Annotated in this window: 13 protein-coding genes and 1 pseudogene; 9 read left to right on the top strand and 5 right to left on the bottom strand. The window is 67.0% G+C overall.

Annotated elements, in window-relative coordinates; all coding sequences use genetic code 11:
* The 7 genes from AB4Z42_RS28085 to eccE are packed head-to-tail and all read left to right on the top strand — an operon-like array spanning position 1 to position 6879.
* Positions 1 to 1551, top strand: a complete 1551-nt coding sequence (locus AB4Z42_RS28085; RefSeq protein ID WP_442012522.1) for a PPE family protein — start codon at positions 1 to 3, stop codon at positions 1549 to 1551.
* Positions 1552 to 1606: 55 nt separating this feature from the next.
* On the top strand, positions 1607 to 1900 hold the full coding sequence (locus tag AB4Z42_RS28080) for a type VII secretion protein EsxS (RefSeq protein ID WP_442012521.1): 294 nt from the start codon (positions 1607 to 1609) through the stop codon (positions 1898 to 1900).
* Between the two features lie 36 nt (positions 1901 to 1936).
* The gene (locus tag AB4Z42_RS28075) at positions 1937 to 2227 is read left to right on the top strand and encodes a WXG100 family type VII secretion target (RefSeq protein WP_083152665.1); all 291 of its coding nucleotides are present in this window, start codon (positions 1937 to 1939) and stop codon (positions 2225 to 2227) included.
* A 6-nt stretch (positions 2228 to 2233) separates the two neighbouring features.
* A complete protein-coding gene (locus AB4Z42_RS28070) occupies positions 2234 to 3115 on the top strand; it encodes an ESX secretion-associated protein EspG (RefSeq protein WP_442012520.1) in 882 nt (293 codons plus the stop codon).
* The gene (gene eccD, locus AB4Z42_RS28065) at positions 3094 to 4536 is read left to right on the top strand and encodes a type VII secretion integral membrane protein EccD (protein WP_442012519.1); all 1443 of its coding nucleotides are present in this window, start codon (positions 3094 to 3096) and stop codon (positions 4534 to 4536) included. Before AB4Z42_RS28070 ends, eccD begins: the two co-directional genes overlap by 22 nt.
* A 10-nt stretch (positions 4537 to 4546) precedes the next feature.
* A complete protein-coding gene (mycP, locus tag AB4Z42_RS28060) occupies positions 4547 to 5938 on the top strand; it encodes a type VII secretion-associated serine protease mycosin (protein WP_442012518.1) in 1392 nt (463 codons plus the stop codon).
* On the top strand, positions 5935 to 6879 hold the full coding sequence (gene eccE, locus AB4Z42_RS28055) for a type VII secretion protein EccE (protein WP_442012517.1): 945 nt from the start codon (positions 5935 to 5937) through the stop codon (positions 6877 to 6879). The genes mycP and eccE overlap by 4 nt, the downstream gene beginning before the upstream one ends.
* On the opposite strand, the gene AB4Z42_RS28050 is transcribed toward eccE, so the two are convergent.
* Positions 6835 to 8040, bottom strand: a complete 1206-nt coding sequence (locus AB4Z42_RS28050; protein WP_442012516.1) for an alpha/beta hydrolase family protein — start codon at positions 8038 to 8040, stop codon at positions 6835 to 6837. The two genes, eccE and AB4Z42_RS28050, sit on opposite strands and share 45 nt — an antisense overlap.
* Positions 8041 to 8066: 26 nt before the next feature.
* Between AB4Z42_RS28050 and AB4Z42_RS28045 the strand changes: the two genes are divergently transcribed.
* Positions 8067 to 8828: a trans-aconitate 2-methyltransferase gene (locus AB4Z42_RS28045; protein WP_442012515.1), complete on the top strand. Its 762-nt coding sequence runs from the start codon at positions 8067 to 8069 to the stop codon at positions 8826 to 8828.
* On the opposite strand, the gene cysC is transcribed toward AB4Z42_RS28045, so the two are convergent.
* The 4 genes and pseudogenes from cysC to AB4Z42_RS28025 form a co-directional block, all read right to left on the bottom strand.
* Positions 8825 to 10687: an adenylyl-sulfate kinase gene (cysC, locus tag AB4Z42_RS28040; RefSeq protein WP_442012514.1), complete on the bottom strand. Its 1863-nt coding sequence runs from the start codon at positions 10685 to 10687 to the stop codon at positions 8825 to 8827. The two genes, AB4Z42_RS28045 and cysC, sit on opposite strands and share 4 nt — an antisense overlap.
* Complete coding sequence (gene cysD, locus AB4Z42_RS28035; protein WP_442012513.1) at positions 10687 to 11598, bottom strand: sulfate adenylyltransferase subunit CysD; 912 nt, start codon at positions 11596 to 11598, stop codon at positions 10687 to 10689. Before cysD ends, cysC begins: the two co-directional genes overlap by 1 nt.
* Positions 11595 to 12398, bottom strand: coding sequence for a trehalose 2-sulfotransferase (gene stf0, locus AB4Z42_RS28030; RefSeq protein ID WP_442012512.1), 804 nt, complete (start codon positions 12396 to 12398; stop codon positions 11595 to 11597). Before stf0 ends, cysD begins: the two co-directional genes overlap by 4 nt.
* Before the next feature lie 66 nt (positions 12399 to 12464).
* Positions 12465 to 13730: pseudogene (locus AB4Z42_RS28025) on the bottom strand (sulfatase family protein); the annotation flags it as partial.
* A 59-nt stretch (positions 13731 to 13789) separates the two neighbouring features.
* Between AB4Z42_RS28025 and AB4Z42_RS28020 the strand changes: the two are divergent.
* On the top strand, positions 13790 to 15040 hold a 1251-nt coding region (locus tag AB4Z42_RS28020), incomplete at its 3' end, for a DUF222 domain-containing protein (protein ID WP_442012511.1).

Genomic DNA, 15040 nt, shown 5'->3' with positions numbered 1-15040 from the left:
ATGACCACCCCCATCTGGATGGCCCTCCCCCCGGAGGTGCATTCGGCGATGCTCAGCAGCGGTCCCGGACCGGGACCGATGTTGGCCGCGGCGGGGGCGTGGCAGGCGTTGGCCGCCGAATACTCTTCGGCCGCCGCCGAATTGACCGGTGTGCTCGGTGCGGTGCAGGGCGGCTCCTGGGAGGGGCCGAGCGCGGAGCAGTACGTGGCTGCGCACACCCCGTATCTGGCATGGCTGGCGCAGGCGAGTGCGAACAGCGCGGTGGCCGCTGCGCAACACACCACCGCTGCGACGGCGTATACGACGGCGCTGGCGTTGATGCCTACGCTGCCTCAGCTGGCGCTCAATCACACGCTGCATGCCGTGCTGACGGGTACGAACTTCTTTGGTATGAACACCATTCCGATCGCGCTGAACGAAGCCGACTATGTGCGGATGTGGATTCAGGCCGCGACCGCGATGACGACGTATCAGGCGGTGGCTGGCGCTGCGATGGCGGCGACGCCGACGACGACGCCTGCGCCGTTTCTGCTTGTGCCCGGTGTCGGCGAGGCGGGTTCAGCGGCGGCTGACGCTCATCAGTCGGCCGCGCTGCTCAGTGCCGCCGATGCCAATGCGGCACAGAATCTCGCCGACTCCCTCTCGGACTTCCTGCAGCAGATCGCCAGGTTCTTCGAAGACTTTCTCAATTCGATCCTCGACTTCGCGCGGACCTTCCTCAACAACGTCTTCCAGCTGCTCAGCGACCTCATGAACAACCTCTTCGGCTGGCTCTTCAACCCGGCGTCGGGACTCCTGCTGTTCCTGATCGTCTACGAGGCGATCACCATCCCCGTCGGATGGACCACGTGGTCGATGATCTTCGCGGCCCCGATATTCATCCCGCTGATGATCGCCGCCCTGCTCCCGAAAACGGAAGTGCCCGTGGCGGAGCCGGCACCGGCACCCGAGCCTGTCCCAGCGCCCGCCCCCGTCCGGCCCGCGCCGGTTGCGCGGGCCGAGAGTCTGCCGCCCATGACGTCGGTGGCGCCGACGGTGCCCACTGGAACCGCTGCGCCGTCACCATCGGTCAGCGCCGGGTCCGCCCCGGCCGGTGCCGCGCCGGCACCGGGCGTCGGTGCGGCGGTGCCCTACGCGATCCCCGGCGCCGGCCCCGACGGCGGCGTTTCTCCGACGTTCCGTGAGGGCATCAGCGCCAAGGCGCCGGCTTCCGACGTCGCGGCATCTGCCGCGGCCGCGGCTGCGGCATCGTCGCTGGCCAAACGCAAGGCCCGCCGCAGACGTGCGCAGCCGATCCACCAACGCCAGTACGCCGACGCCTTCATGGATTACGAACCCGATCCCGAAGATGGCGCGCCCGAGGAGCCGCGATCGCGCATGCGCGCGTCCGAACGAGGCGCTGGGACAATCGGTTTCGCCGGTGCCGCGACCACATCTGAGACAGCACAGGCCACCGGACTCACCGAGCTCTCGGGCGACTCGTTCGGTGGCGGACCCAAGGAGCCCATGTTGCCCGGCGACTGGGACCAAGAGGGGGGAACACGCGACTGAACAGACTACTTGAGCCAAACCATCCACGTCAGACCCAAGATCGAAAGGAAATGTCATGAGCATGCTGGACGCTCACATCCCGCAGCTGGTCGCCTCGGAGGCAGCGTTCTCCGCCAAGGCCGCCCTGATGCGCAGCACGATGGCACAGGCCGAGCAGGCGGCGCAGTCGGCACAGGCCTTCCACATGGGTGAGTCCTCCGCCGCTTTCCAAGCAGCGCACGCCCGCTTCATCGAGGTCTCCGCCAAGGTCAACTCGCTCCTCGACATCGCGCAGGTCAACCTCGGCGACGCCGCAGGCACCTACGTCGCCGAGGACGCCGCCGCGGCCAGCACCTATACCGGAATTTGAGCTCTGAACTTCCCAAACTGACGAGAGGAGAATCTGATGTCGCAGATCATGTACAACTACCCGGCGATGCTGGGGCACGCCGGCGAGATGGCCGGCTACGCAGGGGCGATGCACGGCGTCGGTGCGGACATCGCCAGTGAGCAGGCCGCGTTGGCGAGCGCATGGCAGGGCGATACCGGCATGAGCTACCAGGCGTGGCAGGCGCAGTGGAACACCAGCCTCGAGGAGCTCGTGCGGGCGTATCGCGCGATGGCCGCAACTCATGAGACGAACACGATGTCGATGAGCGCTCGCGATGCTGCCGAAGGCGCCAAGTGGGGTGGCTGAATCTCGGTGGCAGCTAACGCAGTTGAGCTGACCGCGGAGCAGGCCTGGTTCGTCGCTGACGTGCTGGGTGCCGGAAGCTTCCCGTGGGTGCTCGCCATCACGCCGCCGTACAGCGATCCCGCGCAGGGTGCGGTGGTCGCGGCCCGGTTGTCCGAGGAGCTGGTGGAGATCGGGGTGATGACCGAGGACGGAGCCATCGATCCCGCTGTTCGCCAATGGGTTACGGCTACTTGCCGGCCACGGCGCTGGCTCGAGCTCAGATTCGTCCGCGGTTCGGGCAACATGCTACGTGGTCAGGTCGCAAGGCGCGCTTCACACACCGACGACCACACCGTCGCGCTGCGCAGCGGTGGACTGGTCACGTTGACGGCGTTGAACATCGGCGACCCGCAGGCGCTGGTGCCCATCCTGACCGCGGGGTTGTCGGGACGGCCGCCCGCGAGGTTCGAGGAGTTCACCATTCCGACAAGGACCGGAGCGCGCGCCGACGAGCAGTTGCGCGGCGGCGCGGCGCTGGACGACGTCATCGAGTTCCTCGGCGTCCCCGCGACATCGCGCGCCGTTGTGGCGGCGGCGTACGCCACCGACCGCAGTTACGTGGAGATCGTCGCGGGCGATCACCGCGACGGTCACCGCGTCAGCACCAACGTCGGCGTCAGTGTCGTCGACACCGGAGAAGGACGAGTGCTCGTATCCCCGTCGAAAGCCTTCGACGAGGAATGGGTTTCGACCTTCACCGCAGGTACACCCCTTGCGATCGCCACCGCGATCGAGCGGCTCACCGCCACGTTGCCCGACGGGCCGTGGTTTCCCCATCAGCAGTTGACCCGAGACTTCGGCTCGGACCAGAGAACGGAACACCAGCAATGGCGTCAGACAGTCAGTTGAACGGCTCCACATCCTTGGCGGCGCCGCCATCGCCGCCATCGATGCCGATCGTTCGGGTCGCGGTGCTCACCGCCGGTGACGCGGGCGGTCGAGTTACGGACATGGCGTTGCCGACCGAGCTTCCGCTGCGTGAGATCCTGCCCGCGGTGCGACGGATGGCGACGGCGACCGATGACGATGACACCGCGCCGGCACCCCTTTCGCTCGCGCCCGTCGGCGGTGCGCCGTTCAGCCTCGATGCCACGCTGAACACTGTCGGTGTCGTCGACGGTGACCTGTTGGCACTGCAACCCGTTCCGGCCGGACCTCCAGCGCCGCGGATCGTGGAGGACATCGGCGATGCCGCGGTGATCTTCTCGGCGGCCAGGGAAACACCCTGGGGCACAGGCCATATCCAGCGTGGTGCGTCGATCTCCGTCATCGGCTTGATCCTGACGGCCACAGTGTTCGCCACTGTGCACCGCATCGCGACCGGTGACGTCGCCGGGCTAATGGCGACTGCCGGCGTCGCACTGCTGGCCGTGCTGGCGACGATGATTGCGTGGGGACGCACGCCGAAGCTGGCGACGGCACTGTCGGTCACCGCGCTGGTGCCGATCGCCGCGGCACTCGGCCTGGCCGTGCCCGGCGGGTCCGCGTCGTCGCAGGTATTGCTCGCCGCGTCCGGGGTGACCGCGTGGGCGATCGTGAGCATCACCGTCGCCGAACGTGCGATCGCGGTCTTCACGGCCGTTGTCGTTGTCGGAATCGGCATCCTCATCACGGCGGGCGCAGCCGCGATCTGGCAGGTGGACACCGTCGTCATCGCCTCGATCCTGATCGTGGTGGCCCTCGTGGTCACCGTGCAGGCTGCGCAACTGTCCGCGTCGTGGTCGCGGCTACCGGTGCCGGTGATTCCCGCCCCCGGCGATCCGACGCCGCCGCCACCGTCGCTGAAGGTGCTCGAAGACCTCCCGCGGCGTGTGCGGCTCAGCGATTCGCACCAGACCGGCTTCATCGCGGGCGGCGTGGCGCTGTCCACCGCAGGTGCCCTGATACTTGCGGGGCCCCAGGGTGTTTCGTATTGGGCGTGGTATGTCGTCGGCGCCATCGCGCTGGGATCGGCATTGCGAGCGAGGGTCTGGGACTCCGCGCCCTGCAAGGCGTGGCTGCTCGGTCAGCCGTACCTGATGGCGGTCGCGTTCCTGGCGGCGTTCGCCGCCGAGGGCCGCTACACCGCGGCCTGGTGGGCGCTGGCGGTTCTCGCAGTCCTGACGGCCGTATTCGTGTTCGCGGCGCTGGTTCCGCGCATCGCATCGCCGGATACGTATTCGCTGCCGGTGCGACGCCTCGTCGGCTTCCTGGCCTCGGGTGTCGACGCATCGCTGATTCCGGTGCTTGCGTACCTGGTCGGGCTGTTCGCGTGGGTCTTGAACCGATGAGGCGTCGGTGATGCAGGCGAAGCTGCGGACCCTGCTCGCGGCTGTGACGGTGTCGCTGGCGGTGGCGACGATGAGTTGTCCTGCGGCAGGGGCGATCACGCCACCCGAGGTCGATGCCAAAACGGTGCCGCCTCCGGGTGCCGCTGGTCCAGTGCAGCCGATGGCGCAGCGCAGCCCGTGCGTCGCGACCGGCGTGCTACCCGGCAATGCCCCCGGCGGGCTGAGCCCGAATCAGTCGATGCTCAACCTCGCAGGCGCCGCCAAGTACAGCCGCGGCGACGGGCAACTGGTGGCGGTGATCGACACGGGCGTGCGGCCGGGACCTCGACTCCCGAACGTCGATCCCGGCGGCGACTTCGTCGAGGCGACGGACGGCCTTTCCGACTGCGATGGCCACGGCACCCTGGTGGCGGGCCTGATCGCGGGGCAACCCGGCGCCGACGACTTCTCCGGCGTCGCGCCGGGCGCGCGGATACTGTCGATCCGCTCGACGTCGGCGAGGTTCGCGCCACGCAACACGGGTGAGGATGCGGCGACCGCACGAGTGGTGCTCGATGTCGCAACGCTCGCAAGGGCGGTCGTGCGTGCGGCGGATCTGGGCGCCCGCATCATCAACATCTCTGCCGTGACCTGCCTGCCCGCCAACAAGACCATCGACCAGACCGAACTCGGAGCGGCCATGCGCTACGCCGCCGTCGAGAAGGACGCGGTCATCGTCGCGGCGGCAGGCAACAATAAGGCCGGTTTGAACCCGGGCTCGGCATGCCCGTCGAATCCGTTGTCGGACCCCGGTCTTCCCGAGGACCCGCGGAACTGGGCAGGCGTCACGGAGGTTTCGATTCCGTCGTCGTGGCAGCAGTACGTGCTGTCCGTCGGCTCACTGAACTCCTTCGGTGGTCCGTCCGACTTCACCATGGCCGGTCCCTGGGTGGGGATCGCGGCCCCCGGCGAGAACATCACCTCGATCGGCAACGCCGACGGTGGCGGCCTAGCGAACGCGCTGCCGAGCGATCGTGGGGAGCTCTACCCGCTCAACGGCGCCGGCTTCGCCGCCGCGTATGTGTCCGGGGTTGCGGCGTTGGTGCGCAGCCGGTTTCCGGAGCTGACCGCAGCACAGGTGGTGGAGCGGCTGACGGCAGGCGCACAAGGGGCGGCCCGAGCGCCGTCGAACCTGACGGGCGCCGGGCTCGTCGATCCCGTCGCATCACTGACGTGGGACGTGAGCGCCGCGAGCGAAGGCGCCGGTGAGCCCGAACCCAAGCCGATCGCGGCGCCGCCGCAGCCCGCACCAACGGACACCACGCCGCGCACGGTCGCGTTCGTCGGCACCGGCGTGCTGGCATTGATCGCCGCCGTCACGGCGGCAATCGCCACCAACAGACGAAAGACGGAGGCATCGTGACCATCCGATTGGCATTTGCATTCGTAGCAGTCGTGCTCGCCACGATGGCGTATCCCTGGCAGCGGGACACCGACTACTGGATCCTCGGCATCGCGATCGCCGTCGTCCTGGTCGTATTCGCCTGGTGGCGTGGGCTGTTCGTGACGACCATGGTCGGCCGACGGTTGGCGGTGTTGCGCCGCAACCACTTCAGGCCCAAGCAGCGGGCAACGGACGGCGTCACCGTGGTGCTGCGCGTCGAGGACCCGGCCGAAGTGGGCCTGTCACTACCGTTGGTGGCCGGATACGTGGAGCGCTTCGGCGTCCGCTGTGAAAAGGTGCGGGTGACCAACCGCGACGACGGCGGTGCCCGTACGACGTGGATCAGCATGACGATTGGCGCGATCGACAACCTGGCCGCTCTTCGGGCACGCTCTGCCGAACTCCCTCTGTTCGACACCGCCGAGATCGTCGGCCGCCGGCTTGCCGATCGCCTCCGCGAGACAGGCCTGTCGGCCGTCATCGTCGACGATGCCCCGGCACCACTCACCGAAGGGGGCCGCGAGCGTTGGCGCGGGGTTCGAGGCGACGACGGCGTCGTATCGGCGTACGCGATTCGGGTCGACGAAGGACTCGCCGAGCGGCTTGCCGAGGTGTGGTCACAGCCGACGGAAACCTGGACCGCACTCGAATTTGCGGGCACTTCAGCACATCCCACGGTCAGTGCGCTGTGCGCGTTGCGGACCGCGGAGGCGGTGCGTGCTGCGCCGGTAGCGGGCCTTGTGCTTCAACCGGGCGTTCAGCGGCCATTGCTCACTGCGCTGGCACCGACGTCGACGGCCCGTTTGGACATCCCGGACGCTCCGCTGCCGACGGAGCTCATGGAGCCGGCCGGGTGGCCGGTGGGTGGGCGCTCGCTAGTCGAACATGAAGTCACGCATGAAGCGAGTCATTCTGCGTAGGTAGTCGGGCTGGCTGACATGCAGGATGTGGTTACCCGGGAACCAGTGGAACGCACAGCGATCCCAGTGCTCCCATAGCATTTCGGCCTGCTCCGGCGGAGCCAGCCGATCGCCGAGGCCGGTGATGATGAGCCGTCGGTCCTTGGGAACGAGCGGCGGGTAATTCAGCGGTGAGGAGTACTGCGTCGCGGCCCTGGTGAGCTCCGAATCGGTGTTGGACAGCAGACTGCGCAGTTGCACCATTTTGTTGGCGGGGAACCAGTCCTCGACGGTCTGATCCGGTGTGACGACCGGAACGTTGGGGATGACGGCCTGGATCCGGTCGTCCACGCTGGCGATGACTGCGGAGGTGTAGCCGCCGAGCGACATGCCGGTGAGGCCGATGCGGTCGACCCCGGTGTACTCCAGGTAGTCGATGATCGACCGGAAATCGTGCACCGCTTGCGCCATCGCCTCGGCGAAACCCGAGAAGCCGTTCGCGAAGAATCCGTAACCGCTGAACGGCGAACCCTTTTCGGCGCGGCTGCCGTGGAACGGCATGGTGTACAGCAGCACGTCGTAGCCGGATCGATAGAACCACGGCAGCGAGAAGAACAGGCCGTTGAACAGATACGGCGACCCCATGAAGCCGTGGATCACGCAGAGCGTCGGATGCGGGCCGTCGTCGTGACGCCAGTGCTGGGCGTGCACCACGTTGTTGCGTGTGAATCCTCGGCACTGGTCACGCAGCGCCGGGTTGACGGCTTCGAAGCTGCTGTCGAACCGAATGTTGTGCACGTTGCCCTTGGCGATCCATTCGGCGATCGGGCTGGCCGGGCGGGACGCGACCCGCGGCACCGCAGTGGGGGCCGGGAAGGACAACGTGGGATCTTTCGCGGCGGCCAGCCCGGCGTAGAACTCCAGCTGGTCGTGTTCTGCGCGCGACCGGCTGCCGCGCAGCCCGCCCACCAGCGTCGGAAGCATCGTTGCCGCGAGCAGCGAGGCAATCGCGGTGCGCAGGGCGATGTCGGCAACCGCCGAAGAGTCCACGATGAGCCGCTGGCGCAGCGTCAGGTCGATGCGTCGGGGCAGTCCACGAACCGACGCGTCGGCGCCTGCAACGTCGGGAACGGGGATGGGCGGATCCAACGGGGTGGTGTCCGAAGTGGTCACGTTCCGCATGGTATCCCGAGTGGAAGACTGTCCTCATGTGGAATCCCGACGTCTATCTGACCTTCGCCGACCACCGGGGGAGGCCGTTCTACGATCTGATGACGCGGGTCGCCGCCGAATCGCCGCGGCGCGTGGTCGACCTTGGCTGCGGTCCGGGCAATCTCACTGTCAGCCTTGCGCAGCGCTGGCCAGAGGCCACCATCGAGGCATGGGACAGCTCACCGGAAATGGTCGAGGCTGCGCGCGAGCGCGGTGTCGATGCCCATGTCGGTGATGTGCGGACCTGGGCGCCTGCCCCTGATACCGACGTCGTGGTGACCAATGCCGTGCTTCAGTGGGTGCCCGAACACGCCGAGTTGCTGGTTCGCTGGGCAGGTCAGCTGTCCACCGGATCGTGGATCGCGATGCAGGTCCCGGGAAACTTCGACGCGCCGTCACATGAGGCCGTTCGCAGGCTCGCGCGACGCGATCGATGGTCAGAGCCGTTGCGGGACTTTCCGTTCCGCCAAGGTCAGGTCGATGGACCGACGGGGTACGCCGAGCTGCTCACAGACGCAGGTTGCACCGTCGATGCGTGGGAGACCACCTACATCCAGGGACTCACCGGCGAGAACCCGGTGCTCGAATGGATCACCGGCACCGCGCTCACCCCGGTGAAGAGCCGGCTCGACGACGACCAGTGGCAGCAGTTCCGCGAGGAACTGATCCCGATGCTCGACCAGGCGTACCCCAAGCGCGCGGACGGTACGACGTTCTTCCCGTTCCGGCGGATATTCGTTGTCGCCCAGGTGAACTAGATCCTGCGTTTGCGGTTCAGCAGCTCGACGACCTGCTCGACCAGTCCGTCGATGTCGGCGCCCGTGGTGTCCAGTACGAGGTCCGGGTCCTCAGGCGGCTCGTACGGGGCGTCGAAACCGGTGAGTCCCTTCAGTTCACCGGCGCGTGCCTTGGCATAAAGGCCCTTGGGATCGCGCTTCGCACACTCCTCGACGGGTGTGGACACGTAGACCTCGATGAACGGCAGCTTGGCAGCGTCGTTGAGCGCGCGGGCGATATCGCGATCCGACTTCAACGGAGATACCAGCGACGCCAACGCCACCGCGCCCGCATCGGCAAACAGCCTGGTCAGGTGGCCGACGCGGCGGATGTTCTCGGCACGATCGCCCGGCGAGAATCCGAGATCGTCTGACAGGCCGTGCCGGATGTTGTCGCCGTCGAGCAGATATGCCACATCGCCCGATTCGACCAGCGCCCGCTCCACGGCGACGGCGATCGTCGACTTACCCGACGCCGGAAGGCCGGTGAACCAGATGGTGGCGCCCCGCTGCCCGGTGGCCTTCCACCGGTGGCTGCGGTCCAGAGACGAGGGATGCCAACGGACGTCGTTGCGTGTCTGTACACCCGGCTTGACTTCGCGCGGTTCGATGATCGTTCCTGCGCCGACGGTGTCGTTCGTGCTCTCGTCAATGAGGATGAACGCACCGCTGTCACGGTTGTCGGCGTAGGAGTCGGCGACGACGACCGAACTCGTCCGCAGTGTCACCTCGCCGATGTCGTTGAGCACCAACTCGACTGGGTTGTCGATCTCGTCGAGCGTCTCGGGGTCGAGCCTCGAATGAAGCGCCTGGATGGTGGCGCGAACTGTTCGGGTGCCCTGCTTGAGCGCGACCCGGTCACCGGCGCGCAAGGGGCTGTCGAGGAACCAGCACACCGTGGCGTCCAGTTCGCGCGCGAGCACAGGGAGCGACGCGTCGTCGGTGCCACTGACGAATACGTCGCCGCGGCCGACATCGATGTCGTCGGCGAGCTCGACTGATATCGAAAGCGGGGCAACGGCGGTCGTGCGCTCGTCGTCGAGTGTGTCAACCAGAGTCACCGTCGAACGGGTTCCGGACGGAAGGCTGACGACGGAGTCACCGACCTTCAGCGTCCCGGCGGAAAGCCGGCCGGTGTAGCGCCTGCGTTGTTCCGGGGTCGGACGCGACACCCATTGCACCGGCAACCGCAGCTTCTCTGTCTCCGGGTGTGGCGCCGACAGTTCGATGCCCTCCAGGTATTCCAGCAGGGTCGGACCGTCGTACCAGGGCGTGCGCTCTGAGCGGTTGACGACGTTGTCTCCGTGCTTGGCCGCGATGGGGATGACCGTGATGTCGATTCCGCCGAGACGTTCCGCGGACTGCCGAATCTCGCCGACGACGTCGTCGAACCGGCTCTGGTCGAAGTCGACCAAGTCGATCTTGTTGACCGCCGCCACGAAATGCTTGATACCCAACAGTTTTGCGATCCGCGCGTGCCGGTTGGTCTGTCGCAGCACTCCGGCGCGGGCGTCCACTAGCAGGATCGCCGCGTGTGCATTCGATGCGCCGGTGAACATGTTGCGGGTGTACCGCTCGTGGCCGGGGGTGTCGGCGAGGATGTAGCTGCGGGCGTCGGTGGAGAAGAAGCGATACGCCACGTCGATCGTGATGCCCTGTTCGCGTTCGGCGCGCAGGCCGTCGGACAGTGCCGCCAGGTCGGCGACGCCCTCCTCGTCGGTCACCGCTTCCAGGTGGTCGAGCGGGAGGCTGTCGGTGTCGTGCAGGAGCCGACCGATCAGCGTGCTCTTCCCGTCGTCGACGGATCCGGCGGTGGTGATCCTCAGAAGTTGGCGCGTCATCAGAAATATCCCTCGCGCTTCCGGTCCTCCATCGCGGCCGCCGACGTGCGGTCGTCGGCGCGTGTCTCGCCACGCTCAGAGACGGTGGCCGCGGAGATCTCGGCGATGACCCGCTCGATGTCGGTCGCTTCTGAGCGCACGGCGCCCGTGATGGTCAGGTCCCCGACGGTGCGGTAGCGCACCCATTCTTTGGACGCGGTCTCGCCGTCGGCGGGTTCGGCGTATTCCGACACCGCGAGCAGGATGCCGTCGCGCTCGAATACCTCTCGCTCATGGGCGAAGTAGATCGACGGCAGCTCGAGTGATTCCAGCTCGATATAACGCCATACGTCGAGTTCGGTCCAGTTACTGAGGGGGAACACGCGCACCTGCTCGCCCCTCTTGATCCGGCCGTTGTAGAGCGACCAGGGCTCGGGTCGTTGCGCGCGCGGATCCCATTGTCCGAACTCGTCGCGGAAGCTCAGGATCCGCTCCTTCGCGCGGGCGCGCTCCTCGTCGCGACGCGCACCCCCGAATGCGGCATCGAATCCGCCTGCGTCCAGGGCATCGAGCAGCGTCCTGGTCTGCTGCCGGTTCCGCGACGCGCCGGGGCCCGGATCGGGAACTCGGCCACTGTCGATCGACTCCTGCACCGACGCGACGATCAGCTTGTGGCCCTCACCGGTGACGCGGCGATCGCGGAACTCGATGACCTCGTCGAAGTTGTGGCCGGTGTCCACGTGCATGACGGGGAAGGGAAGCTGGCTTGGCCGAAATGCCTTCTCCGCCAGCCGGAGTAGCACGATGGAGTCCTTGCCAGCGGAGAAGAGCAGCACCGGGCGCTCCAGTTCGGCCACCACCTCGCGGATGATGTGTACCGCCTCGGCCTCCAGTACGCGCAGTTCGTCGACATGCAGCGTGTCCTCTGTCATGTCGGCAGGCCCTCCCGTTCCGCATCCGCGCGGTACCGGTCCACCCATTCGTCGGAGCGCTGATCGGCCTGGCGCTCCAATACGGGCGCGGGGGCAAGCCGCCGGTCCTGTCCGACCGCCTCGAGGACGTCGCCGACAATCTGAGTGAGGTTGCGCCACAACACCGGATAGGAGACCTCGATCCGGTCGACCTTCTCCTCTTCGAACCAGGTGCGCCAGCCCTCCTCCTGCGCACGCAGCATGGTGATCACGTGAGCGATGGCGCCGGCGTGGTATTCGGCGCGGGAGTCCCGCGTCGGGTCCGGCCGGCCGCGCCAGACGCGGGTCTGCACCGCACGCCAGAACGAAACCGCTTGGGAGACAACATCGGGCCGGTATACGTGGACCAGGACGGGGTCGCTGCCGATGACGTCGCGAAGCGCCGCGAGCAGGCCTGTACCCGATCGCTCGGGCAGTCCCGCCGCCCGGTCCAGCAGCAACGGCGTCTGATTCCACATCAGCTTGCCGCCCCAGACTCCGTTGGGAGTGCGTCCGACGGTCTGGATGTAATCGCGCCAGATCTCCGGCGGTGCGAGATCCGGCTTTCCCTCGTCCAGCGGATCGAGCAACCGGAGGATCGACTCGTCGTCCACACCGTCGAACCACTGCCGCGGCTGTGGCGACTGGCTGGTGGTCGGGAGGTACTGAAAGAACTCCTGCGGCTCACCGGCCACACCAGTCGCCCGCAGCGATTCGACCAGCAGCGTGCTGCCGCTGCGTTGCGACGCCAACACGAGGTAGGCCGTCGGATGGGCTGACATTCGCGTGAGCCTAATCGCATTCAAATCGACTGGCACATCAGGGGTTAACAATCACCATGACCAAAACTATTGTCCGGAAACCTCTTCTTCCCCGATGCCGCGTTCGGACGCGATGGCCGACCGGCTGGTCAGCGACTGTCCATGAATACTCAAGTAAGTCTCGGTATAGCGCTCCGCAATTCGGGTACCCGCGAAGTCGGAAGGAATGACGTCGTTGGTCTTCTGTCGCCACTCGTTGAGCAGCAGCGCGAGGTCGTTGGCGATGGCCTCTGCCTTGTCGGACGCATCGGGCCCGAGAAGGTTCTTCGATTCGGTGGGGTCCTCGCCGAGGTCGTAGAGTTCGCGGGCGGGACGTGGCGCCTGCACCAGCGGTGCGACAGTCTGACCGGGCGCGCTTTCGGCGATGTCCCACGGCAGATCGAGGAGCGGGCGCTCCGCGTAGTTCTCGATGTAGCTGTATTCCTTGGTGCGGATCGCCCGGATCGGGTCGAACGAATCGTGGTAGGTCTTCGTGGTGTACACCTCGGTGCGAGCCGGCACCGAGTGCGCGTGACGCAGGTTGTCGCCGTGTGAGATGCCTTCGATGTCCGCGGGGACGTCGACTCCGAGTAGATCGAGCAGCGTCGGCACCAGGTCGACGCCGCTGAACAGTTCGTTGTAGACCCTTGGCGCGATCGCGGCGTCCCGAGGGGGCCGGACGATCATCGCAATACCGGTGCCCGCGTCGTACAGAGTGGACTTGGCGCGGGGGAGCGCAGGACCGTGATCGGTCATGAACACCACCCATGTGGTGCGGTCGAGTCCGGTCTGCTCGAGTGTGTCCAGTAGTCGGCCCACAGCGGCGTCGGCCACCGAGATGGATCCGTAGAACTCGGCGAGGTCCTGTCTGACGTCAGGGGTGTCGGGCAGGTAGTCGGGAACGGCCACGCCGGAGGCGTCGGCGGGTTCATAGCGCTCGCGGGGATACGGCCGGTGCGTCTCGAAGAATCCGGCGGTGAGTAGGAACGGATGTGAGGGCGGGTCGGTGAGCCACCGGGCGGCCTGTTCGACGACGTACTCGCAGTATGAGTTCGAGACGTCGAATTCGTCGAAGCCCAGCCGCGGTGGATGTGACGTTTCGTGCTGCATGCCGAATAGCGCGGTGTACCAACCGGATTCGGAGAGTAGGTGGGGGAGCGTGCGGATGCCGGTCCGGTACTCCCAGCCGTGGTGGGCCAGCCCGACCAAGCCGTTGCTCTGTGGGTATCGGCCCGTGAAGAGGGAACCGCGCGACGGGGAGCACAAGGGTGCGGTGGCGTGTGCGTGGGTGAGCAGTATTCCCTCGGAGGCCAATCCACAGGCTGGTGTTGAGCTGGTGGTTTCGTGTCGGCACCGTGCGTAGTGTCGAAAGTATGTTCGATCAACTTGTCGAGGCGGCCACCGGGAGCCGTGTCCCGGCTGCGGTGGGGGCGTGGGCGCGGGTGGAGAACGCCGCCTGTGCGCGCCGGTTGTTGGCGATGGCCGACGAATTGGAGCGCATGCTGGCGGAGGACGGCTCCGACGAACGCACGCAGTGGTGTCTTGACAACTGGGATGCCGTGGCGGCCTCGGTCGCCGCCGCCCAGAACATCTCGTTGGGGGTGGCCGCGCATCAACTGTTGATCGCTGATGCCCTGCGCCACCGCCTCCCCCGGGTGGCGGAGGTGTTCACCGCCGGTGCGGTCTCCTACCGGTTGATCGCAGCGGTGGTGTCGCGCACGCGATTGATCAAGGACCGTGATGCGTTGGCCAAAGTCGACACCGAGATCGCCGCCCACCTCAGTTCCTGGGGTTCGCTGTCCGTGGACAAGACGCACCACGAGATTGATTACTGGGTCGATCGATATGACCCCGCGGCGGTGCGGCGCAGCGAAGATCACGCCCGCGGCCGCTACGCCGATATCCGTAGGCCTAAGGACGGCGCCGGCACCGCCGACGTGGAAGCCCGGTTGTTGGCCACTGACACCGAGGCGCTGGACCAACGCCTCGATGCGATGGCCCGCATGGTCTGCGACAAGGACCCCCGCACGATGGACCAGCGTCGCTCAGATGCTCTCGGCGCGATCGGGCACGGCGGCGATCGCCTCACCTGCGCATGCGATAACCCCGACTGCGCGGCGGCCCGAACCCAGCCAAGTGCGGTCATCGTCCACGTCGTGGCCGAAGAGAAGTCGCTAAGCGATGACACCCCCGCCCAGCTGGACGGCGAAGAAGCACCCGTTCCGACATGGGCTGAGCTTCGGGACATGACGTTCACCGAAGCACTCACAGACCCCCGCCCGCCACCGGCCGGACCCGCGGCGACCCCACCGGCGGTGCTGTTGGGCGGCGGGATGCTGCCCGCCCCGCTGTTGGCCGCCAAAGTCGCGGGCACCGCGAAGATCGTGCCGATCGTGCACCCCGGCACCAAGGGTCCAGAGCCCCGCTACATTGCCTCGACTGCGTTGGCCTGGTTCGTGCGGTGCCGCGATATGACGTGCCGGTTCCCGGGCTGCGATCAACCCGCCGACCACTGCGACATCGACCACACCATCGCCTACCCGACCGGCCCGACGCAGGCATCCAACCTCAAATGTCTATGCCGAAAACACCACCTGCTCAAGACATTCTGGGGCTGGCACGAC

The sequence above is a fragment of the Mycobacterium sp. 2YAF39 genome (assembly GCF_052114565.1).
Classification (GTDB): Bacteria; Actinomycetota; Actinomycetes; order Mycobacteriales; family Mycobacteriaceae; genus Mycobacterium.
This window is presented reverse-complemented; position numbering and strand designations above follow the sequence as displayed.

Coding starts and splice junctions, on each gene's coding strand:
- AB4Z42_RS28085 (WP_442012522.1), top strand. CDS start 1: ATGACCACCCCCATCTGGATGGCCCTCCCCCCGGAGGTGCATTCGGCG.
- AB4Z42_RS28080 (WP_442012521.1), top strand. CDS start 1,607: ATGAGCATGCTGGACGCTCACATCCCGCAGCTGGTCGCCTCGGAGGCA.
- AB4Z42_RS28075 (WP_083152665.1), top strand. CDS start 1,937: ATGTCGCAGATCATGTACAACTACCCGGCGATGCTGGGGCACGCCGGC.
- eccD (WP_442012519.1), top strand. CDS start 3,094: ATGGCGTCAGACAGTCAGTTGAACGGCTCCACATCCTTGGCGGCGCCG.
- mycP (WP_442012518.1), top strand. CDS start 4,547: ATGCAGGCGAAGCTGCGGACCCTGCTCGCGGCTGTGACGGTGTCGCTG.
- AB4Z42_RS28050 (WP_442012516.1), bottom strand. CDS start 8,040: ATGCGGAACGTGACCACTTCGGACACCACCCCGTTGGATCCGCCCATC.
- AB4Z42_RS28045 (WP_442012515.1), top strand. CDS start 8,067: ATGTGGAATCCCGACGTCTATCTGACCTTCGCCGACCACCGGGGGAGG.
- cysC (WP_442012514.1), bottom strand. CDS start 10,687: ATGACGCGCCAACTTCTGAGGATCACCACCGCCGGATCCGTCGACGAC.
- cysD (WP_442012513.1), bottom strand. CDS start 11,598: ATGACAGAGGACACGCTGCATGTCGACGAACTGCGCGTACTGGAGGCC.
- stf0 (WP_442012512.1), bottom strand. CDS start 12,398: ATGTCAGCCCATCCGACGGCCTACCTCGTGTTGGCGTCGCAACGCAGC.